At 71.2% G+C, this 20,531-nt stretch carries 16 protein-coding genes, 1 tRNA gene and 1 pseudogene; 17 read left to right on the top strand and 1 reads right to left on the bottom strand.

Annotation, left to right across the window (positions count from 1 at the left end; all coding sequences use genetic code 11):
• Positions 1–141: pseudogene (locus AB0F77_RS32185) on the top strand (IS481 family transposase); the annotation flags it as partial.
• A 306-nt stretch (positions 142–447) separates the two neighbouring features.
• On the opposite strand, the gene AB0F77_RS32190 reads toward AB0F77_RS32185, so the two are convergent.
• Positions 448–519: transfer RNA gene (locus tag AB0F77_RS32190), tRNA-Arg, on the bottom strand.
• Positions 520–596: 77 nt separating this feature from the next.
• On the opposite strand from AB0F77_RS32190, the gene AB0F77_RS32195 reads away from it, so the two are divergent.
• The 16 genes from AB0F77_RS32195 (at position 597) to AB0F77_RS32270 (ending at position 20,254) form a co-directional block, all read left to right on the top strand.
• Positions 597–1,157 carry a response regulator gene (locus AB0F77_RS32195; RefSeq protein WP_361955207.1) on the top strand — a complete coding sequence of 187 codons (561 nt, stop codon included), beginning with the start codon at positions 597–599 and terminating at the stop codon, positions 1,155–1,157.
• Positions 1,158–1,341: 184 nt separating this feature from the next.
• Positions 1,342–2,505: an ArgS-related anticodon-binding protein NrtL gene (gene nrtL, locus AB0F77_RS32200; RefSeq protein ID WP_361955208.1), complete on the top strand. Its 1,164-nt coding sequence runs from the start codon at positions 1,342–1,344 to the stop codon at positions 2,503–2,505.
• Positions 2,506–2,563: 58 nt separating this feature from the next.
• Entirely contained in the window at positions 2,564–3,955 is a 1,392-nt protein-coding gene (gene lysA, locus AB0F77_RS32205) for a diaminopimelate decarboxylase (RefSeq protein ID WP_361955209.1), read from the top strand.
• 227 nt (positions 3,956–4,182) lie between these two features.
• Positions 4,183–5,529, top strand: coding sequence for a homoserine dehydrogenase (locus tag AB0F77_RS32210; RefSeq protein WP_361955278.1), 1,347 nt, complete (start codon positions 4,183–4,185; stop codon positions 5,527–5,529).
• Between the two features lie 6 nt (positions 5,530–5,535).
• Positions 5,536–6,594 (top strand): threonine synthase, encoded by a 1,059-nt coding sequence (gene thrC, locus AB0F77_RS32215; protein ID WP_361955210.1) that lies wholly within the window; start codon positions 5,536–5,538, stop codon positions 6,592–6,594.
• A gap of 297 nt (positions 6,595–6,891) precedes the next feature.
• On the top strand, positions 6,892–7,809 hold the full coding sequence (thrB, locus tag AB0F77_RS32220) for a homoserine kinase (RefSeq protein WP_361955211.1): 918 nt from the start codon (positions 6,892–6,894) through the stop codon (positions 7,807–7,809).
• 405 nt (positions 7,810–8,214) lie between these two features.
• On the top strand, positions 8,215–10,239 hold the full coding sequence (gene rho, locus AB0F77_RS32225) for a transcription termination factor Rho (protein WP_361955212.1): 2,025 nt from the start codon (positions 8,215–8,217) through the stop codon (positions 10,237–10,239).
• 147 nt (positions 10,240–10,386) lie between these two features.
• Positions 10,387–12,204 (top strand): trypsin-like serine protease, encoded by a 1,818-nt coding sequence (locus AB0F77_RS32230; protein WP_361955213.1) that lies wholly within the window; start codon positions 10,387–10,389, stop codon positions 12,202–12,204.
• 198 nt (positions 12,205–12,402) lie between these two features.
• On the top strand, positions 12,403–13,515 hold the full coding sequence (locus AB0F77_RS32235) for an LCP family protein (RefSeq protein WP_361955214.1): 1,113 nt from the start codon (positions 12,403–12,405) through the stop codon (positions 13,513–13,515).
• Between the two features lie 159 nt (positions 13,516–13,674).
• Positions 13,675–13,899 (top strand): 50S ribosomal protein L31, encoded by a 225-nt coding sequence (gene rpmE, locus AB0F77_RS32240; RefSeq protein ID WP_100568051.1) that lies wholly within the window; start codon positions 13,675–13,677, stop codon positions 13,897–13,899.
• A 105-nt stretch (positions 13,900–14,004) separates the two neighbouring features.
• Positions 14,005–15,072, top strand: coding sequence for a peptide chain release factor 1 (gene prfA, locus AB0F77_RS32245; RefSeq protein ID WP_361955215.1), 1,068 nt, complete (start codon positions 14,005–14,007; stop codon positions 15,070–15,072).
• Between the two features lie 82 nt (positions 15,073–15,154).
• Entirely contained in the window at positions 15,155–15,994 is an 840-nt protein-coding gene (gene prmC / locus AB0F77_RS32250) for a peptide chain release factor N(5)-glutamine methyltransferase (protein ID WP_361955216.1), read from the top strand.
• 52 nt (positions 15,995–16,046) lie between these two features.
• Positions 16,047–16,694 (top strand): L-threonylcarbamoyladenylate synthase, encoded by a 648-nt coding sequence (locus AB0F77_RS32255; protein WP_361955217.1) that lies wholly within the window; start codon positions 16,047–16,049, stop codon positions 16,692–16,694.
• A 52-nt stretch (positions 16,695–16,746) separates the two neighbouring features.
• A complete protein-coding gene (locus AB0F77_RS32260) occupies positions 16,747–17,409 on the top strand; it encodes a protein-tyrosine-phosphatase (protein WP_361955218.1) in 663 nt (220 codons plus the stop codon).
• Between the two features lie 133 nt (positions 17,410–17,542).
• Positions 17,543–18,781: a serine hydroxymethyltransferase gene (gene glyA, locus AB0F77_RS32265; protein ID WP_361955219.1), complete on the top strand. Its 1,239-nt coding sequence runs from the start codon at positions 17,543–17,545 to the stop codon at positions 18,779–18,781.
• A gap of 138 nt (positions 18,782–18,919) precedes the next feature.
• Positions 18,920–20,254: an MraY family glycosyltransferase gene (locus AB0F77_RS32270; RefSeq protein WP_361955220.1), complete on the top strand. Its 1,335-nt coding sequence runs from the start codon at positions 18,920–18,922 to the stop codon at positions 20,252–20,254.
• Positions 20,255–20,531: the final 277 nt, after the last annotated feature.

Raw genomic sequence — 20,531 nt, forward strand, 5'->3', positions numbered from 1 at the left:
CGGCCCTACACCAGCAACACCGAACGCACCGCAGCCCTGGCAGACTTCCTCCACACCTACAACCACCACCGCTGCCACACCGCACTCGCAGGCCAGCCACCCATCACCCGCGTGAACAACGCTGCGGGTCAATACACCTAGGGCGGGGCGCCCTGTCAGATGTGTGTCCGGTCCTAGCTCCGGCTCTACCGCCTTGCATGCCGGATGAAGGCGGAACAGTGGTGCGGCGTCAGGCGCTCTGATGTCTGCCGCGGGCAGATAAAGGGCGCCGGCAGTCCCCGTCGCGAGTGCTCCACTCGAACTTTTTCGGCGCGCGAGCGTGTCGGAGGTGTGTCGCGAACGGTGCGAGACAACGAGAAAGAGCGGGAATCAGTGAGACTGACTCCCGCTCTCTCATTTAGGCATCCGCCCAGCTCAGCGCATGATTCTTGCTGGCTGCATGGCGAGTGCCCCCGGCAGGATTCGAACCTGCGCACACGGCTCCGGAGGCCGTTGCTCTATCCCCTGAGCTACGGGGGCTTGTCGGTGGAACCGGTGGCTCCTGGCGACGGGTAGAACACTAGCAGGTGTTCCGGGGTGATCAGGAACGGGTTTGGGTGGGGCCCGTGCCCGCCGGGGTGGAAGTGGGGAAAACCCGGACGCGGTGGCCGGTGCGGACCTACTCTCAAGGTGTGCCAGCCGCGTCGGGTCGGGTGCTTGTTGTGGACGACAACAAGGTCATCCGGCAGCTGATCAGGGTCAACCTCGAGCTCGAAGGTCTCGAGGTCGTGACCGCGGCCGACGGTGCCGAGTGTCTTGATGTCGTTCATCAGGTACGGCCCGACGTCGTCACCCTCGACGTCGTCATGCCCCGGCTGGACGGCCTCCGTACCGCCGCCATGCTGCGCGCCGACCCGCGGACCCGTGATCTGCCCGTCGCCATCATCAGCGCCTGCTCGCAGTACGAGGTGGAGAGCGGGCTCGACGCCGGTGTCGACGCCTTCCTCGCCAAGCCCTTCGAGCCCGCCGAGCTGATACGTCTCGTACGGCAGCTCATCGAGCAGGGGGCCAACCGGGACTCGTCCGACGTCGGGGACGATCTCGGGGATGGTCTGGGGGATGGTCTTGAAAATTCCGTCAGTGCTGGTGAGGGGGCCGGGGGGCGCGCCGGCGGTTGATGCGACCAGCGGTGATCTGACCAGCGGTTGATTCCGGCGGTCGACATGGGTGGTGCGGCCTCCCTTGCCGAGGTGGCTCGGGCCGCCCGTCCCCGAGTCTCCGTCTGGCCTCCCCGCACTCCCCCGTCTCCCCAACCCCAAACCGGCTCGCATGTCCTCCCCCCTCCTCCCATACCCTTGTCCCGTGACCCCCGTCGAGCTGTCCCGTGCCGTGCTGGTGGCGGTGCGGTGTGCCGTTGACGCGGGGGAGCTGCGCGTCGCCGTGCCCGAGCGGGTCATGGTCACCGTGCCGGGGGCCGGCGGATGCGGGGACTACGCCACCAACGTCGCCCTCCGGCTCGCCGGTGAGGCCGGGCAGCCGGCACTGCGTGTCGCCGAGATCCTCAAGGAACGTCTCGCCCAGGTCGACGGTGTCGCGGACGTCGCGGACGTCGTCGTCACCGGGCCCGGGTTCCTCAACGTCCGCCTCCGCCGAGGCCCCGACGCCGCCGCGCTCGTGCGGGAGATCCGGGAGCGCGGTACGGCCTACGGGCACAGCGACGCGCTCGCCGGGCAGGTCGTCGAGTTGCGGGTGCCGTACGAGGCCCGTGCCGAGGCCGTCGCCGAGGCGCTCGTGCGGATCGTGGCCACCCAGGGCGGGCGCGTCGAGATCGAACACCGCGAGCCCGTCAACCTGCGGCCGGTACCCGCGCCCGAGGACCCCGCGCCGCTCGGTCCGGATGCCGCCCGCTGGGCCCTGCTCCACCCCGCCGCGCACGACCGGCCCCGGATCACCGCCGACCATCTCGTCCAGCGCGAGGGCAACCCCCTCTTCCGCATCCGCTACGCCCACGCCCGCACCCGGGCGCTCACCCGCAACGCCACCCGCCTCGGCTTCACCGCAGAACCCGGCGAGCTGCCCGAGCCCGAGTGGGAAGCACACGTGAGTCCGTCCGGTGCGTCCGGTCCGGCGGGTGGGTTCGGGCCGTCCAGTGCGTCCAGTGCGTTCGGGCCGTCCAGTGCGTTCGGGCCCTCCAGTGGGTTCACTGACGCCGACCCCCTCACAGGCCCCGACCTCATCCTCGGCCCCCGCCCCCGCCCCACCCCCACCCCCCGTCTCCTGGACCACCTCGCCGACCACCCCCGCGTGCTCACCTCCGCGGCCACCCACCGCGCCCCCGATCGGCTTGCCCGGCAGCTCATCAGCGTCGCCGATGCCGCTCTGCCCTTCCTCCTCACCGTCCTTCCGCACGGCGACGAGAAACCCTCGGCCGCCCACCGCGCCCGGCTCGCGCTCGCCGAAGCCGTCGGGGCGGTGCTGGCCGGCGGCCTGTCCCTGCTCGGCATCGACGCACCCGAACACCTCTGAGAGCCCGCCGACACCGCGCTCCCGGAGACACGAGACTGAGAGTCAGAGAGCCACCGTCATGAGCCGTTCCGCACACCCCGCCGGGCCCCGCCACGCCGACGTCCTGCCCGAGGGGCACTACGCCGCGCCGCCCGCCGACCTCAACTCCCTCGACCCCAAGGTGTGGGCCCAGACCGTGACGCGCGACGCCGACGGGGTCGTCACCGTCGGCGGCATCGACGTCAAGCGGATCGCCGAGGAGTTCGGCACGCCCGCCTACGTGCTGGACGAGGCCGACTTCCGTGCCCGGGCGCGCGCGTGGCGCACCGCCTTCGGGGCCGACGCCGACGTCTTCTACGCCGGCAAGGCGTTCCTCTCGCGCGCCGTCGTGCGCTGGTTGTACGAGGAGGGGCTCAACCTCGACGTCTGCTCCGGCGGCGAGCTGGCCACCGCGCTGTCCGGCGGCATGCCCGCCGAGCGCATCGCCTTCCACGGCAACAACAAGTCCACGGACGAGATCCGCCGCGCGGTCGAGGCGGGCGTCGGGCGCATCGTGCTCGACTCGTTCCAGGAGATCGTCCGGGTCGCGCACCTCGCTCAGTCGCTCGGCAAGCGGCAGAAGGTGCAGATCCGTGTCACCGTCGGCGTCGAGGCGCACACCCACGAGTTCATCGCCACGGCCCACGAGGACCAGAAGTTCGGCATCCCGCTGGCCGACGGGCAGGCCGCGGAGGCCGTCCGCCGCGCGCTCCAGCTCGACGGCCTCGAGGTCATCGGCATCCACAGCCACATCGGCTCGCAGATCTTCGACATGTCCGGCTTCGAGGTCGCCGCCCACCGGGTCGTCGGCCTGCTCAAGGACATCCGCGACGAGCACGGCGTGGAACTCCCCGAGATCGACCTCGGCGGCGGCCTCGGCATCGCGTACACCAGCGACGACGACCCGCGCGAGCCGCACGAGATCGCCAAGGCGCTCACCGAGATCGTCACGCGCGAGTGCGAGGCCGCCCGGCTGCGCACGCCGCGCATCTCCGTCGAGCCCGGACGCGCGATCGTCGGGCCCACCGCCTTCACGCTTTACGAGGTGGGCACCATCAAGCCGCTCGACGGGCTGCGGACGTACGTCTCCGTGGACGGCGGCATGTCGGACAACATCCGTACGGCGCTGTACGACGCCGAGTACAGCGTCGCGCTGGTCTCGCGCGCCTCGGACGCCCAGCCGATCCTCGCCCGGGTCGTCGGGAAGCACTGCGAGAGCGGGGACATCGTGGTCAAGGACGCGTTCCTGCCCGCCGACCTGGCACCGGGTGACCTCCTCGCGGTGCCCGCGACCGGGGCGTACTGCCGGTCGATGGCCAGCAACTACAACCACGTCCCGCGCCCGCCCGTCGTCGTCGCCGCCGACGGGGGCGCCCGGGTGATCGTCCGTCGCGAGACCGAGGAGGACCTGCTCCGGCTCGACGTCGGATGAGTCCGGCGGCGGACGGGGCGACGGCCCGGCACGGACCCTGCGACGGGCCCCCGACGAGCTTCGCGACAGCCCCGGTGACGAGGGGAAACGGACGCCGGAAGATCTCCCGTTCCACAACCCCCGCAAAATGAAATAGACGTCTCACGATCCGGACGAAGGGTAGAAACTCCCGTCCGGTGAGTGAGACTGGTGCAACCGTCGACGGTACGAGGAAACGAGGTCGGATGATGCGTACGCGTCCGCTGAAAGTGGCGCTGCTGGGCTGTGGGGTAGTCGGCTCAGAGGTGGCGCGCATCATGACGACGCACGCCGACGACCTCGCCGCACGCATCGGAGCCCCCGTCGAACTCGCGGGCGTGGCCGTCCGGCGCCCCTCCAAGGTCCGTGAGGGCATCCCCGCCGAGCTGATCACCACCGACGCCACCGCCCTGGTCAAACGCGGCGACATCGACGTCGTCGTGGAGGTCATCGGCGGCATCGAACCCGCCCGCACCCTGATCACCACCGCGTTCGAGCACGGCGCCTCCGTCGTCTCCGCGAACAAGGCGCTGCTCGCCCAGGACGGCGCCGCGCTGCACGCCGCCGCCGAGGAGAACGGCCGGGACCTCTACTACGAGGCCGCCGTCGCCGGCGCCATCCCGCTGATCCGCCCGCTGCGCGAGTCCCTCGCCGGCGACAAGGTCAACCGGGTGCTCGGCATCGTCAACGGCACGACCAACTTCATCCTCGACAAGATGGACTCCACGGGGGCCGGCTACCAGGAGGCCCTGGACGAGGCCACCGCCCTCGGGTACGCCGAGGCGGACCCCACCGCCGACGTCGAGGGCTTCGACGCCGCAGCCAAGGCCGCGATCCTCGCCGGCATCGCCTTCCACACCCGGGTGCGCCTCGACGACGTCTACCGCGAGGGCATGACCGAGGTCACCGCCGCCGACTTCGCCTCCGCCAAGCAGATGGGCTGCACCATCAAGCTGCTGGCCATCTGCGAGCGTTCGCAGGACGGCGCGTCCGTCACCGCGCGCGTGCACCCCGCGATGATCCCGCTGACCCACCCCCTCGCCTCCGTGCGCGGCGCGTACAACGCCGTGTTCGTCGAGTCGGACGCGGCCGGGCAGCTCATGTTCTACGGCCCCGGCGCGGGCGGCGCCCCGACCGCCTCCGCCGTCCTCGGCGACCTGGTCGCCGTCTGCCGCAACCGGCTGGGCGGCTCGACGGGGCCCGGCGAGTCGGCGTACGCCGCGCTGACGGTCTCGCCCATGGGCGACGTCGTCACGCGCTACCACATCAGCCTCGACGTGGCCGACAAACCGGGTGTACTGGCCCAGGTCGCGACGGTCTTCGCCGAACACGGCGTGTCCATCGATACGGTTCGGCAGCAGGGCAGAAATCCAGGCGGCGGGGGCGAAGCCGCCGTCGAACAGGGTGGCGGCGGGCGACGGGAGGGCGGCGAGGCGTCCCTCGTCGTCGTCACCCACCGGGCGTCCGACGCCTCCCTTTCCGGGACCGTCGAGGCGCTGCGCAAGCTCGACACCGTGCGGGGTGTCGCCAGCATCATGCGGGTTGAAGGAGAGTAACCAGCAATGACCCACCAGTGGCGCGGAATCATCGAGGAGTACCGGGACCGGTTGCCGGTGTCCGACACCACGCCGGTCGTGACGCTCCGTGAGGGTGGCACGCCGCTCGTGCCCGCGCAGGTGCTCTCCGAGCGCACCGGCTGCGAGGTCCACCTCAAGGTGGAGGGGGCCAATCCGACCGGCTCCTTCAAGGACCGCGGCATGACCATGGCCATCACACGGGCCAAGGAGGAGGGCGCGCAGGCCGTCATCTGCGCCTCCACCGGCAACACCTCGGCCTCCGCCGCCGCGTACGCGGTGCGTGCCGGGATGGTCTGCGCCGTCCTCGTCCCGCGGGGGAAGATCGCGCTCGGCAAGATGGGCCAGGCCCTGGTGCACGGCGCGAAGATCCTCCAGGTGGACGGCAACTTCGACGACTGCCTCACCCTGGCCCGCAGCCTCAGCGACAACTACCCGGTGGCCCTGGTCAATTCGGTCAACCCGGTGCGCATCGAGGGCCAGAAGACGGCCGCGTTCGAGATCGTCGACATGCTCGGCGACGCCCCCGACATCCATGTCCTGCCGGTGGGCAACGCGGGCAACATCACCGCCTACTGGAAGGGCTACACGGAGTACGCTGCCGACGGCGTGTCCGCCCACAGGCCCCGGATGTGGGGCTACCAGGCGTCCGGCAGCGCCCCGATCGTGCGCGGCGAGGTCGTCAAGGACCCCTCGACCATCGCCACCGCCATCCGCATCGGCAACCCCGCGTCCTGGCAGTACGCGCTGGCGGCGCGCGACGAGTCGGGCGGTCGCATCGACGAGGTGACCGACCGTGAAATCCTGCGCGCCTACCGGCTGTTGGCCGCGCAGGAGGGCGTCTTCGTGGAGCCCGCCTCGGCCGCGTCCGTGGCCGGTCTGCTGAAGGCCGCCGAGCAGGGCGAGGTCGACCCCGGTCAGCGCATCGTGTGCACCGTCACCGGCAACGGCCTCAAGGACCCCGACTGGGCGGTGGCCGGAGCGCCGCAGCCGGTGACCGTACCGGTCGACGCCGTCGCGGCGGCCGAGCGGCTGGGTCTCGGCTGACGGGGGTCGTCCGGGCCGTGCCCGGACGACCGTCCGGGCAACCCGGGTGCCCCTCGTGACGTCTTGACACGGGGACTCCCTACGAGGGGGGCACGGGGGGCTTGCGACACGCATCGTGCGCCTCCTGTGCGCCCTATGTCGCCACAGAACCTTCCTTCGATAGGCTGTACCGAACCCGCCCGCCGCATATGCCCGCGCATACGGCCGGGTGCCGCACCGTCGTAGCGGCCCGAGGGTCCTCACGTACGTATCGAAAGTCACTCGACCATCACGCAGCTCAAGGAGAGTCATCGAGCGATGGCCGGTCCAGCGTTCCGCGCCGCCGCCGTCCGGGTGCGCGTCCCCGCCACCAGCGCCAACCTCGGCCCGGGCTTCGACGCCCTCGGCCTCGCGTTGGGGCTCTACGACGACGTGGTCGTCCGGGTGGCCGACTCCGGGCTGCACATCGACATCGCGGGCGAGGGCGGCGAGACGCTCCCGCGCGACGAGAACCACCTGCTCGTACGGTCCCTGCGCACCGCCTTCGACCTGCTGGGCGGGCAGCCCCGCGGCCTGGAGATCGTCTGCGCCAACCGCATTCCGCACGGCCGGGGCCTCGGCTCCTCCTCCGCCGCGATCTGCGCCGGCATCGTCGCCGCGCGGGCGGTGACCATAGGCGGCGAGGCCCGCCTCGACGACGCGGCACTGCTCGAACTCGCCACGGAGATCGAGGGCCACCCCGACAACGTCGCGGCCTGTCTGCTCGGCGGCTTCACCCTCTCCTGGATGGAGGCCGGCGCCGCCCGCGCCATCAGGATGGAGCCCGCCGATTCCATCGTTCCGGTGGTTTTCGTGCCCGGGAAACCCGTCCTCACCGAGACCGCCCGCGGGCTGCTCCCGCGCACCGTGCCGCACGTCGACGCCGCGACCAACGCGGGCCGCGCCGCGCTGCTCGTCGAGGCCCTGACCCGGCGCCCCGAACTGCTGCTGCCCGCCACCGAGGACCGTCTCCACCAGGAGTACCGCGCGCCCGCCATGCCCGAGAGCGCCGCGCTGGTGGAGCGGCTGCGCGCCGACGGCATCCCGGCCGTGATCTCCGGTGCGGGCCCCACCGTCATGGCGCTGGCCGACGTCGGCACCGCCGACAAGGTCGAGGCGCTGGCCGGCACCGACTGGGCCGCCAACCGGCTCGGGCTCGACAAACAGGGAGCGAGCGTGCTGCCGCTTGCGACCTGACACACGGTTGCCGGATTTGGAGAGGGGGAATGTTTGTTGGATCCGGTAGTGTTAACCTCAAGTCTGCACCCGACCCCACCATGGCGAGGTGCTTCGTGTCCCCGTCAGGGACAGACATTCTTCCGGGAGTCTCCCAAGCCACTCGATGCTCCGTATGCCGTACCTGGGCAGTACGTCGTACGCGGGCACTGAGCAGGCCGCTGGGCTCGCTCCGGAATCGGTGCTACCACGCCACGTGACACCGGGTGCCACGGCTCACTGGTAGCGCCATCATCAGAAATTCTCTTCCGCCGCTTAGGGCGGACCACCGCCCCGGCACGGTTCACAAGGATGGGACCGAAGCCGGACAGCACAACCGGTCGCCGAGCCAGACAGGCCGACGTCCGCTCCAGGGAAGGACCCTTCGTGAGCGACACCACCGATCTGATGGGCGCACGTGTCGAGGAGACCGCTGCCGCGCCCGCCACGGACGCCTCCGCGCCTGCCACCGGTGCCGGCTCCCGGCGGCGCCGCGGTACCGGCCTCGAGGGCATGGTGCTGGCCGAGCTTCAGCAGGTCGCATCCGGCCTCGGCATCAGGGGCACGGCGCGCATGCGCAAGAGCCAGCTGATCGAGGTCATCAAGGAGGCGCAGGCCGGAGGCGGCTCCCAGGCCCCGGCCAAGGCCGACGCCACCGCCGAGACCAAGCCGAAGCGCCGGGCCACCTCCCGCACCCGCACGGGCGACGAGGCGGAGAAGAAGGCCGACGCGCAGGGCGAGGCCGCCGAGAAGGCCGTGGCCCAGCAGCAGATCGAGATCCCCGGCCAGCCGGCCGGAGGCACCGCCCGCGCGGGCGAGGCCGAGCGCGGGGGGGACGAGGCGCCCACCGAGCGCCGCCGTCGCCGCGCCACCGCGGAGGCGGGCAGCCCCACGGGCGCCGAGACGATCGCCGCCGAGGCGAAGAGCGAGCCGAAGGCCGAGACGCCCGCCCAGGCGCAGGGCGAGGCCAGGGGCGACGCCGGTGACGGCGAGGGCCGTGGCCGCCGCGACCGCCGTGAGCGGGGCCGCGAGCGCGACCGTGACCGGGACCGCGGTGACCGCGGCGACCGCCGTGGCAAGGGCGACGACCAGCAGCAGAGCCAGGGCGGCCAGCGCCAGCAGCAGAGCCAGCAGGCCGGCGGCCGTCAGCAGCAGCAACAGCAGGACGACGACGACTTCGAGGGCGGCCGCCGTGGCCGTCGGGGCCGTTACCGCGACCGTCGTGGCCGTCGTGGCCGTGACGAGATCGCCGAGCCGCAGCTGGCCGACGACGACGTGCTGATCCCCGTCGCGGGCATCCTGGACATCCTCGACAACTACGCGTTCATCCGGACCTCCGGCTACCTGCCGGGCCCGAACGACGTGTACGTCTCGCTCGCCCAGGTCCGCAAGAACGGTCTGCGCAAGGGCGACCACGTCACCGGCGCGGTCCGCCAGCCGAAGGAGGGCGAGCGGCGCGAGAAGTTCAACGCGCTGGTCCGCCTCGACTCCGTCAACGGCATGGCGCCCGAACACGGCCGTGGCCGCCCGGAGTTCAACAAGCTGACCCCGCTCTACCCGCAGGACCGGCTCCGTCTGGAGACCGACCCGGGTGTGCTGACGACCCGGATCATCGACCTGGTGTCGCCGATCGGCAAGGGCCAGCGCGGTCTGATCGTGGCCCCGCCGAAGACCGGCAAGACCATGATCATGCAGGCGATCGCCAACGCGATCACCCACAACAACCCCGAGTGCCACCTGATGGTCGTCCTCGTCGACGAGCGTCCGGAAGAGGTCACCGACATGCAGCGGTCGGTCAAGGGCGAGGTCATCTCCTCGACCTTCGACCGCCCGGCCGAGGACCACACCACGGTCGCCGAGCTGGCCATCGAGCGTGCCAAGCGCCTGGTGGAGCTGGGTCACGACGTGGTCGTGCTGCTCGACTCGATCACGCGTCTGGGCCGTGCGTACAACCTCGCGGCGCCCGCCTCCGGCCGCATCCTGTCCGGTGGTGTCGACTCGACGGCGCTGTACCCGCCGAAGCGCTTCTTCGGCGCGGCCCGCAACATCGAGGACGGCGGCTCGCTGACCATCCTCGCCACCGCCCTGGTGGACACCGGGTCCCGCATGGACGAGGTGATCTTCGAGGAGTTCAAGGGCACCGGCAACATGGAGCTCAAGCTCGACCGCAAGCTCGCCGACAAGCGCATCTTCCCGGCGGTGGACGTCGACGCGTCCGGCACCCGCAAGGAAGAGATCCTGCTCGGCAACGAGGAGCTGTCCGTCGTCTGGAAGCTGCGCCGGGTGCTGCACGCGCTCGACCAGCAGCAGGCGATCGAGCTGCTGCTCGACAAGATGAAGCAGACGAAGTCGAACGTCGAGTTCCTGATGCAGATCCAGAAGACGACGCCGACGCCCGGCAACGGCGACTAGTCGTCGACCGCGCAGTTCCCCGCGCCCCCCAGGGGCGCACCAGGGCCGGCCCCCGTCATCCGTGTGACGGGGGCCGGCCCTTTGGCGCAGAGAGGCAGGGGCGCGGTGTGCGCCCCTGCCATTCCTCGTCTCTGTGGGGGGACTTCCTTGAGCACAACTCCGTCCGGCCGTGGTCGTCACAGACGCCGGACACGTCTCGCCCTGCCGCTCGCCGCGGCCGGGATCGCCGCCGCCCTGGCCGCCGTGGCGGCGACCTCGTCCGCGGGCGCCGCCACCGCGCTGCCGGTGCCGACCGTGCGGCCGGTCGTCGTCCAGCCCTCGTCCGCCGTCCTGGAGGAGCGGATCGCGGGCGCGCTCGCCGGTGACGACACCGCCGCGGGGGGCGGCGGCAGGGCGCCCCTGAGCGCGCGCACCAGCGACCTGGCGGTGGACCCGAAGATCATCGGGGGTAGCACCACCACGATCTCCACCGCGCCGTGGATGGCCCAGCTCTGGTACTACGACGACCGGGGCACCGCCGACGAGGGCGACGACATCGGCTTCTTCTGCGGCGGCGCGGTCGTCGCGCCGACGAAGATCCTCACTGCCGCGCACTGCGTCAAGGGCTACAACTGGGGCGCCGACGGCGCGATCGTCACGGGCACCGCACAACTGCCGACCACCGGCAGCACCGGCACCACCGATCTGCACGGCGGCACCGTCACCGGTGTGCTGCGCCAGTGGAACCACCCCTCGTACAGCGCGACGACGATCAACAACGACATCGCCGTGCTGACCCTGGGTGCCCCCGTCCGGGCCACCCCGATCCGGATGACCACCGCGGGCGACACCGCCTCCTACGCGGCGAACACCGCCGCCAAGGTCTACGGCTGGGGCCGTACCAGCTCGACCAGCCAGGACATCTCCGGGACGCTGAAGACGGCGACCCTGCCCGTCCAGTCGGACACCACCTGCTCCCGCTTCTACGGCGCCGACTTCGTCAAGGGCCACATGGTCTGCGCCGGCAAGCCCGCCACCGGCAGCGACACCGGCACCACCTCCGCCTGCAACGGCGACTCGGGCGGACCGCTCGTGGTGAACGGCCGGATCGCCGGCATCGTCTCCTGGGGTGTCGAGAACTGTGTGGGCAAGGGCGCGTACAGCGTCTTCACCAGGGTCGGCGCCTACGTCGGCGCCGCCTACCCGCAGCTCGACGACGTCAACCTGAGCCACACCGACGGCAAGGCCGACCTGTGGGTGCGCCAGTCGTCCGACAGGACCGGCTGGGAGCGGGACTCCAAGGGCACCTCGCTCGGCAGCCGGATCTCCTGGGGCAACTGGAACGGCGTCGACGTCGTCCTCCAGACCGACCTCGACCGCGACGGTCACCAGGACCTCGTCGTCCGCGACAGCGCCACCGGTGACGTCTACTGGAAGCACTACGTGATCTCCAGCGGCTCCTGGTCCCGCACCCGGATCTTCACCGGCTGGAAGACCCGCACCCGGATCGTCGCGCCGGGCGACGTCACCGGCGACTACCTGCCCGACCTGCTGTCCGTCGACTCCGGCGGCACGCTGTGGATCTACCCGGGCAAGGGCAACGGCACCTTCGCGACCCGGGTGAAGGTCGGCACGGGCTGGAACCAGTACAACTCCCTGCGCGGGCACGGTGACTTCGACGGCGACGGCAGGGCCGACCTGATCGCGCGCAGGAGCAGCGGCGGCGACCTGTACCTGTACCGGGGGACCGGCAAGGCGGGCAGCGGGGCGTTCTCCGCACGGGTCAAGGTCCGCAGCGCCTGGACCGGTTACAACGCCTTCGACGCGGTCGGCGACCTCAGCGGCGACGGCAGGGCCGACTTCCTGGCCCGCACACCCGGCGGAACCCTCTACCTGTACAAGGGGACCGGCAAGGCCACCAGCGAGATCTTCGCCACACGGATCTCCCTGGGGACCGGATTCCAGCAGTACGACATCTGGGGATGAAGGACCAGGTGAACCGGGTTCAACCGGAATGACACCCTACGTACCGTGCCCGCCCGCACACGCCGCGGGCACGGTACGTGGTGCAACCCTTTCCCCGGTTTCGCCGTCTGACCAGGCGGAGCGACGATGGAGCGGTGACGACCGCGCCTGACCCCGAAAACAGGGGGTAATCGCCCGGAGACACGAACCGAGGAGCCCATGTCCGCCGAGAGCACACCCCCGTCCGGCATACCGACGCCCGACACCGACGGCCCCCGCCCGCCCCGCGGCGGCCGTGGCAGGGCCCTGCGGGCAGCGGCCTGGACGGTGGCGGGCATCGTCGTCCTGGGCGGCACCGGCGGCGGATACGTGTACTTCAAGCTCAACGGGAACATCAAGAGCGTCGACATCGACCAGGCCCTCGGCACCGACCGGCCGCGGAAGGTCGACGACGGCTCCGAGAACATCCTGGTCCTCGGCTCGGACAGCCGCTCGGGTGCCAACCGGAAGCTGGGCGGCGGCGCCGACGACGGCAGCGCACGCTCCGACACGGCGATGGTCGTGCACGTCTACGAGGGGCACCGGAGGGCGAGCGTGGTGTCCATACCCCGCGACACCCTCGTCGACCGCCCCGAGTGCACCGACACCCACGGCACCGCGCACTCCGCCGCGCACGGCGTGATGTTCAACTCCGCCTACTCCACGGGCGGCGCGGCCTGCGCGGTCAAGACCGTCGAGTCCCTCTCCGGCATCCGCATGGACCACTACCTGGAGGTCGACTTCGCCGGCTTCCAGAAGCTCGTCGACGACCTCGGCGGCGTCGAGGTCACCACGGCCAGGGACATCGACGACCCGCAGAGCCACCTCGACCTCAAGGCCGGCTCGCACCGGCTGGACGGCAAGCAGGCGCTCGGCCTGGTCCGCACCCGGCACGGCGTCGGCGACGGCTCCGACCTCGGCCGCATCCAGCTCCAGCAGGCGTTCGTGAAGGCCCTCGTCGAACAGGTCGAGCACGTCGGGAACATCAGCGACCCGAAGAAGCTGTACGACCTCGCCGACACCGCGACCAGGACCGTCACCACGGATTCCGACCTCGGCTCGGTCAACTCCCTCATGGACTTCGCGAACGGCCTCAAGGGCATCGGCGCGTCCGGGATGACCATGGTCACGCTCCCGGTCCAGTACGACAGGGCCGACCCCAACCGCGTCCTCGTCGACCGCCCCAAGGCCCAGCAGCTCTGGACGGCCCTCGCGGCCGACCTCCCGATCCCCGCGACGGCCACCCGGGGCACCGCGACGGGAGAGGCGAAGGGCGTGGTCAACGCTCCGTAGGCGGACCGGACGCCCCCCTCCCGGCCGGGGGAATAGATCACGGCAACCCCCGGTTTTGGGGGATGGCCCCAGTCCTGGCAGACTGGTACGTCGGCTCCGGTTCACGCTCCCGCATCCCGCGGCGGCGACCCGGCGCCCTCCCGAAACCTAGGAGACACCTTGAAGCGCGACATCCACCCCGCGTACGTCGAGACGCAGGTCAGCTGCACCTGCGGCGCGTCGTTCACCACCCGCAGCACCATCGAGTCCGGCACCGTCCGGGCCGAGGTCTGCTCCGAGTGCCACCCGTTCTACACGGGCAAGCAGAAGATCCTCGACACCGGTGGCCGTGTGGCCCGCTTCGAGGCCCGCTTCGGCAAGGCTGCCGCCGGCTCCAAGAAGTAGCGAGCCCCATTTCGCCGGTCCACGGCCACGCCCTCACCGAGGCGTGCCTGGACCGGCGTTTTTGGTCGCCCGCCTTCCCTTTCCGAAGCAGTACAGGAGCCGAACATGTTCGAGGCCGTCGAGGAACTCGTCGGTGAGCACGCCGACCTGGAGACGAAGCTCGCCGACCCGTCGGTCCACGCCGACCAGGCGAACGCGCGCAAGCTGAACAAGCGCTACGCCGAGCTGACCCCGATCGTCGCCACGTACCGCTCCTGGAAGCAGACCGGCGACGACATCGACACCGCGCGCGAACTCGCCGCCGACGACCCGGACTTCGCCGCCGAGGTCAAGGAGCTGGAGAAGCAGCGCGAGGACCTCACCGAGAAGCTGCGGCTGCTGCTCGTCCCGCGCGACCCCAGCGACGACAAGGACGTCATCCTGGAGATCAAGGCGGGCGCGGGCGGCGACGAGTCCGCGCTGTTCGCCGGCGACCTGCTGCGCATGTACCTGCGCTACGCCGAGCGCATCGGCTGGAAGACCGAGATCATCGACTCCACCGAGTCCGAGCTGGGCGGCTACAAGGACGTCCAGGTCGCCGTGAAGACCCGCGGCCAGACCGAGCCCGGCCAGGGCGTGTGGGCCCGGCTGAAGTACGAGGGCGGCGTGCACCGGGTGCAGCGCGTCCCGGCGACCGAGTCCCAGGGCCGTATCCACACCTCGGCCGCGGGCGTGCTGGTCACGCCGGAGGCCGAGGAGGTCGAGGTCGAGATCAACCCGAACGACCTCCGCATCGACGTCTACCGCTCCTCGGGCCCCGGCGGGCAGTCCGTCAACACCACGGACTCCGCGGTGCGCATCACGCACATTCCCACCGGAGTCGTCGCCTCCTGCCAGAACGAGAAGAGCCAGCTCCAGAACAAGGAGCAGGCACTGCGTATCCTGCGCTCCAGGCTGCTCGCCATGGCGCAGGAGGAGGCGGAGAGGGAGGCCGCCGACGCCCGCCGCAGCCAGGTCCGCACGGTCGACCGCTCCGAGAAGATCCGTACGTACAACTTCCCGGAGAACCGCATCTCGGACCACCGCGTCGGCTTCAAGGCGTACAACCTGGACCAGGTCCTGGACGGCGACCTCGACGCGGTGATCCAGGCGTGCGTCGACGCGGACTCGGCCGCCAAGCTCGCAGCCGCGTAAGGCGCGTCACGACGTATCCGAGCACACACGGAGGACCAGCGTGCAGCAAGATTTTGGGGGGCGACCCCCAAGCCCCCGCAGCGTGCTGCTCGCGGAGGTGGCCCAGGCCGCCCAGCGGCTGGCCGACGCCGGCGTGCCCTCGCCGCGCAACGACGCGGAGGAACTCGCCGCGTTCGTGCACGGCGTCAAGCGGGGCGCGCTGCACACCGTCAAGGACGCGGACTTCGACGCCCGCTACTGGGAGGTCATCGCCCGGCGCGAGCAGCGCGAGCCGTTGCAGCACATCACCGGGCGGGCCTACTTCCGTTACCTGGAACTCCAGGTCGGGCCCGGCGTGTTCGTGCCCCGGCCGGAGACCGAGTCGGTCGTCGGCTGGGCCATAGACGCCGTGCGCGCCATGGACGTCGTCGAACCGCTCATCGTCGACCTGTGCACCGGCTCGGGCGCCATCGCGCTCGCCCTCGCCCAGGAGGTCCCGCGCTCGCGCGTGCACGCCGTCGAACTGTCCGAGGAAGCCCTCCGGTGGACCCGCAAGAACATGGCGGGCTCCCGGGTCGACCTGCGCCAGGGCAACGCCCTCGACGCCTTCCACGACCTCGACGGCCAGGTCGACCTCGTCATCTCCAACCCGCCGTACATCCCGCTCACCGAGTGGGAGTACGTCGCCCCCGAGGCCCGGGACTACGACCCCGAACTCGCCCTGTTCTCCGGCGAGGACGGCCTGGACCTCATCCGGGGCCTGGAACGCGCCGCGCACCGGCTGCTGCGACCCGGGGGCGTCGTCGTCATCGAGCACGCCGACACCCAGGGCGGCCAGGTGCCGTGGATCTTCACCGAGGAGCGGGGCTGGGCCGACGCGGCCGACCACCCCGACCTCAACAACCGCCCGCGCTTCGCGACCGCCCGCAGGGCGCTGCCGTGAACGCCCCCCAGACTTTCTTCCCGAAGTACGCGTACGAGGAGGCCCGCTAGACATGGCACGGCGATACGACACCAATGACGCGACCGACCGTGTGACGGGTCTGCGCGAGGCCGCGTCCGCCGTCCGCCGGGGCGAACTCGTGGTGCTGCCGACCGACACGGTGTACGGCATCGGTGCCGACGCGTTCTCCTCGGAGGCCGTCGGTGATCTCCTCGACGCCAAGGGCCGGGGCCGCAGCATGCCCTCCCCCGTCCTCATCGGCTCCCCGAACACCCTGCACGGCCTCGTCACGGACTTCTCCGAGCTGGCCTGGGAACTCGTCGACGCGTTCTGGCCGGGTGCGCTCACCCTCGTCGCGAAGCACCAGCCGTCCCTCCAGTGGGACCTCGGGGACACCCGCGGCACCGTGGCCGTGCGCATGCCGCTGCACCCGGTCGCCATCGAACTGCTCACCGAGGTCGGCCCGATGGCCGTCTCCTCGGCGAACCTCACGGGCCACCCGGCGCCGGAGGACTGCGACGCCGCCCAGCAGATGCTCGGCGACTCCGTCTCCGTCTACCTCGACGGCGGTCCGACCCCGGGCAACGTGCCCTCGTCCATCGTCGACGTCACCCGCGAGGTGCCCGTGCTGCTGCGCGCGGGCGCGATCTCCGCGGAAGAGCTGCGGAAGGTCGTACCCGACCTCGAGGTGGCGAATTGACGGCCCCCGCATCCCCCCGGCTCCCGGCCGCGCACGACCAGGGGGGACCCCCATGCGTGGCATAGGCGACGGGGAGCGCCCCGCGGAGATCACGACGACGTTCGTCGGGCTTCCGCGTGACACCTTCCGCATCCTCCACGTCAGCACCGGCAATGTCTGCCGCTCACCCATCACCGAGCGGCTGACCCGCCATTTCGTGGCGGAGCGGCTGGGCATCCTGGGCGGCGCGCTGGTCGTGGAGAGCGCGGGCACCTGGGGGCACGAGGGCGCTCCGATGGAGGCCAACGCGGAGACCGTGCTGGGCGACTTCGGCGCGGACGCCTCCGGGTTCACCGGACGGGAGCTGCTCGACGAGCACGTCATCAGGGCCGACCTGGTCCTGACCGCGACGCGGGACCACCGTGCCCAGGTCATCTCCATGGGCCACTCGGCGGGGCTGCGCACCTTCACGCTCAAGGAGTTCACCCGACTGGTCCGGGCGATAGACCCGGCGACCCTGCCGCCCCTGGAGGACGGTGTGGTCGTGCGCGCCCGCGCGCTGGTCCGCGCGGCCGCCGCCCTGCGGGGCTGGCTGCTCGCGCCCACGGCGGAGGCGGACGAGGTCTACGACCCGTACGGCGCCCCCCTCACCTTCTTCCGCTCCGTCGGCGACGAGATACACGACGCCCTGGACCCGGTCGTCACGGCTCTGACCGGAGTCCCGGCCCACATGTGACCCGGGCGCTCCACCGCGCCTGTCGAGTGCCGGCCCCGCCGCGCGACCACGCGCGGGTGTCGCGGGCGGGCAGGGGACCGGGGGCGGGCCTACATTGGTCGTGTCCCGTTGTCGTTCCGGTCGGGAGCGTGCCATGTCGGTCAGCCCTGTCCTCGCGGCCGATGTCCTGCGGCGGCAGGACCCCGAGCTGGCCGGGATCGTGCTCGGCGAGACGGAACGGCAGTCGACGTCGCTCCAGCTGATCGCCGCCGAGAACTTCACGTCCCCGGCCGTGCTCGCCGCGCTCGGCTCGCCGCTCGCCAACAAGTACGCCGAGGGCTACCCCGGCGCCCGTCACCACGGCGGATGCGAGATCGTCGACGTCGCCGAGCGGATCGCCGTCGACCGGGCCAGGGCGCTGTTCGGAGCCGCCCACGCCAATGTCCAGCCCCATTCCGGCTCCTCCGCCGTCCTGGCGGCCTACGCGGCCCTCCTGCGCCCCGGAGACACCGTCCTGGCCCTCGGCCTGCCCCACGGCGGGCACCTCACCCACGGCTCCCCGGCGAACTTCTCGGGCCGCTGGTTCGACTTCGTCGCGTACGGGGTCGACGCGGAGACCGGCCTCGTCGACCACGACCAGGTCCGCGCCCTGGCCCGCGCGCACCGCCCCAAGGCGATCGTGTGCGGCTCGATCGCCTACCCCCGCCACCTCGACTACGCGTTCTTCCGCGAGGTCGCCGACGAGGTCGGCGCCTATCTCATCGCCGACGCCGCCCACCCCATCGGACTGGTGGCCGGCGGGGCGGCGCCCTCCCCGGTGCCGTACGCCGACATCGTGTGCGCCACCACCCACAAGGTGCTGCGGGGCCCGCGCGGCGGCATGCTGCTGTGCGGCGCCGACCTGGCCGACCGGGTGGACCGCGCGGTGTTCCCGTTCACCCAGGGCGGCGCCCAGATGCACACCATCGCGGCGAAGGCCGTGGCGTTCGGCGAGGCGGCCACCCCGGCCTTCACGGCGTACGCCCACCAGGTCGTCGCGAACGCCCGCGTGCTGGCCGCCGAGCTGGAGGCCGAGGGCCTGGCGGTCACCACCGGCGGCACGGACACCCATCTGATCACCGTCGACCCGGCGCCCCTCGGCGTCGACGGGCGGACCGCACGCGGCCGGCTGGCGGCCGCCGGGATGGTCCTGGACTGCTGCGCCCTGCCGCACGGCGACGCCCGGGGCCTGCGCCTGGGCACGGCGGCGCTGACGACCCAGGGCATGGGGGAGTCGGAGATGGTCCTGGTGGCCAAGCTGCTGGGCGGAGTGCTGCGCGGGGACGTCGAGCAGACGGCCGCGCGGGAGGAGGTCCGCGAGCTGGCCGGGACATTTCCGCCGTATCCCGGGTGATCGGGGGTAGACGACCCCTCGTCCAGCGAGTGCACAGCCACACGTGCAACCATCGTCGCTACCCGGCAGTCCCCACACATATGCGTCCGTCGCTAGGGTGTGGGGCTGTGATGGCCAGCGAGACCTGTGGGGAAGCCCGTGCGTGAATACCTGCTGACGCTCTGCATCACGGCCGCGGTGACGTATCTGCTGACAGGGCCGGTACGGAAGTTCGCGATCGTGGCGGGAGCCATGCCGGAGATCCGGGCACGTGACGTGCACCGGGAGCCCACTCCGCGCCTCGGCGGGATCGCCATGTTCTTCGGGCTGTGCGCGGGGCTGCTGGTCGCGGACCACCTCACCAACCTCAACGAGGTCTTCGCCAAGTCCAACGAGCCGCGGGCGCTGCTGTCCGGGGCCGCGCTGATCTGGCTGATCGGCGTCCTGGACGACAAGTTCGAGATCGACGCCCTGATCAAGCTGGGCGGCCAGATGATCGCCGCGGGCGTCATGGTCATGCAGGGTCTGACGATCCTGTGGCTGCCCGTCCCGGGCGTCGGCAACGTGGCGCTGACCCAGTGGCAGGGCACGCTGCTGACCGTCGCGCTCGTGGTCGTCACCATCAACGCGGTGAACTTCGTGGACGGCCTCGACGGCCTCGCCGCCGGCATGGTGTGCATCGCCGCGACCGCGTTCTTCCTGTACTCGTACCGGATCTGGTACTCGTACGGCATCGAGGCCGCCGCCCCGGCCACCCTGTTCGCGGCGATCCTCATGGGCATGTGCCTGGGCTTCCTGCCGCACAACATGCACCCCGCGCGGATCTTCATGGGCGACTCCGGCTCCATGCTGATCGGCCTGGTGCTCGCGGCCGGCGCCATCTCCATCACGGGTCAGGTCGACCCGGACGCGCTGAACCTGTACGCCGGGTCCGAGAAGGCGGCGGTGCACCAGACGGTGCCCGTGTACATCCCGCTGCTGCTGCCGCTGACGATCATCGCCGTGCCGGCCGCGGACCTCGTGCTCGCCATCGTGCGCCGCACCTGGCGCGGTCAGTCGCCGTTCGCCGCCGACCGCGGGCACCTGCACCACCGGCTCCTGGAGATCGGCCACTCGCACAGCCGGGCCGTGCTGATCATGTACTTCTGGTCGGCGCTGATCGCCTTCGGCGCCCTCGGCTACTCCGTGAACTCCGCGTCCATGTGGATCGTGCTCGGTGTCGTGCTGCTGAGCGCGATCGGTCTGGTGCTGCTCCTGCTGCCGCGCTTCACCCCGCGTGCGCCGCGCTGGGCCGAGAGCTTCGTGCCGCCGCGCTACCGGCGGCGCCGGACGGTGGAGGTCGTCGAGTCCACTCCAACCGAGGAGTGCGACGCGGACATTGAGGACGAACCGCGCACTCCGGTCACCGCTGGTGCGGCAGGACTGAACGGGTCGACCGCCATCGGAGGCCGCTCGCGGTTCCTCGACCGACGCCGGGCGGGAACACCCCGTTGATCGCGGCAAGGTAAGAATCTGACTAGAGCATTGCCAAGTCGTGGGGGAGTAAAGACCCCCAATACCAGACATGTTGGCCCGGATTTTGCACAAACGCGCAGCATCACTCTCACGTGTGACACCGAGCACACCTAGCAGGTAAAGACCTCATCAAATAGTTTGTGATACGGTTCACGAGAACCCCGGATAGAGCCGAAGGACCGTGATGCGACGGTCCCTTGGCGTGAGGTCTCCAACACTCAGACCGGGACTACGCTCGTCCATGACGACACCCTGC

This window comes from Streptomyces sp. NPDC026672, from assembly GCF_040638185.1.
In the GTDB taxonomy this organism is placed as follows: Bacteria; Actinomycetota; Actinomycetes; order Streptomycetales; family Streptomycetaceae; genus Streptomyces.

What these genes read in the sequence shown, in the direction of transcription:
- thrC (WP_361955210.1), top strand. Translation starts at nt 5,536, where the DNA reads ATGACCCACCAGTGGCGCGGAATCATCGAGGAGTACCGGGACCGGTTG.
- AB0F77_RS32210 (WP_361955278.1), top strand. Translation starts at nt 4,183, where the DNA reads ATGCGTACGCGTCCGCTGAAAGTGGCGCTGCTGGGCTGTGGGGTAGTC.
- lysA (WP_361955209.1), top strand. Translation starts at nt 2,564, where the DNA reads ATGAGCCGTTCCGCACACCCCGCCGGGCCCCGCCACGCCGACGTCCTG.
- AB0F77_RS32235 (WP_361955214.1), top strand. Translation starts at nt 12,403, where the DNA reads ATGTCCGCCGAGAGCACACCCCCGTCCGGCATACCGACGCCCGACACC.
- AB0F77_RS32260 (WP_361955218.1), top strand. Translation starts at nt 16,747, where the DNA reads ATGCGTGGCATAGGCGACGGGGAGCGCCCCGCGGAGATCACGACGACG.
- thrB (WP_361955211.1), top strand. Translation starts at nt 6,892, where the DNA reads ATGGCCGGTCCAGCGTTCCGCGCCGCCGCCGTCCGGGTGCGCGTCCCC.
- prfA (WP_361955215.1), top strand. Translation starts at nt 14,005, where the DNA reads ATGTTCGAGGCCGTCGAGGAACTCGTCGGTGAGCACGCCGACCTGGAG.
- glyA (WP_361955219.1), top strand. Translation starts at nt 17,543, where the DNA reads ATGTCGGTCAGCCCTGTCCTCGCGGCCGATGTCCTGCGGCGGCAGGAC.
- AB0F77_RS32255 (WP_361955217.1), top strand. Translation starts at nt 16,047, where the DNA reads ATGGCACGGCGATACGACACCAATGACGCGACCGACCGTGTGACGGGT.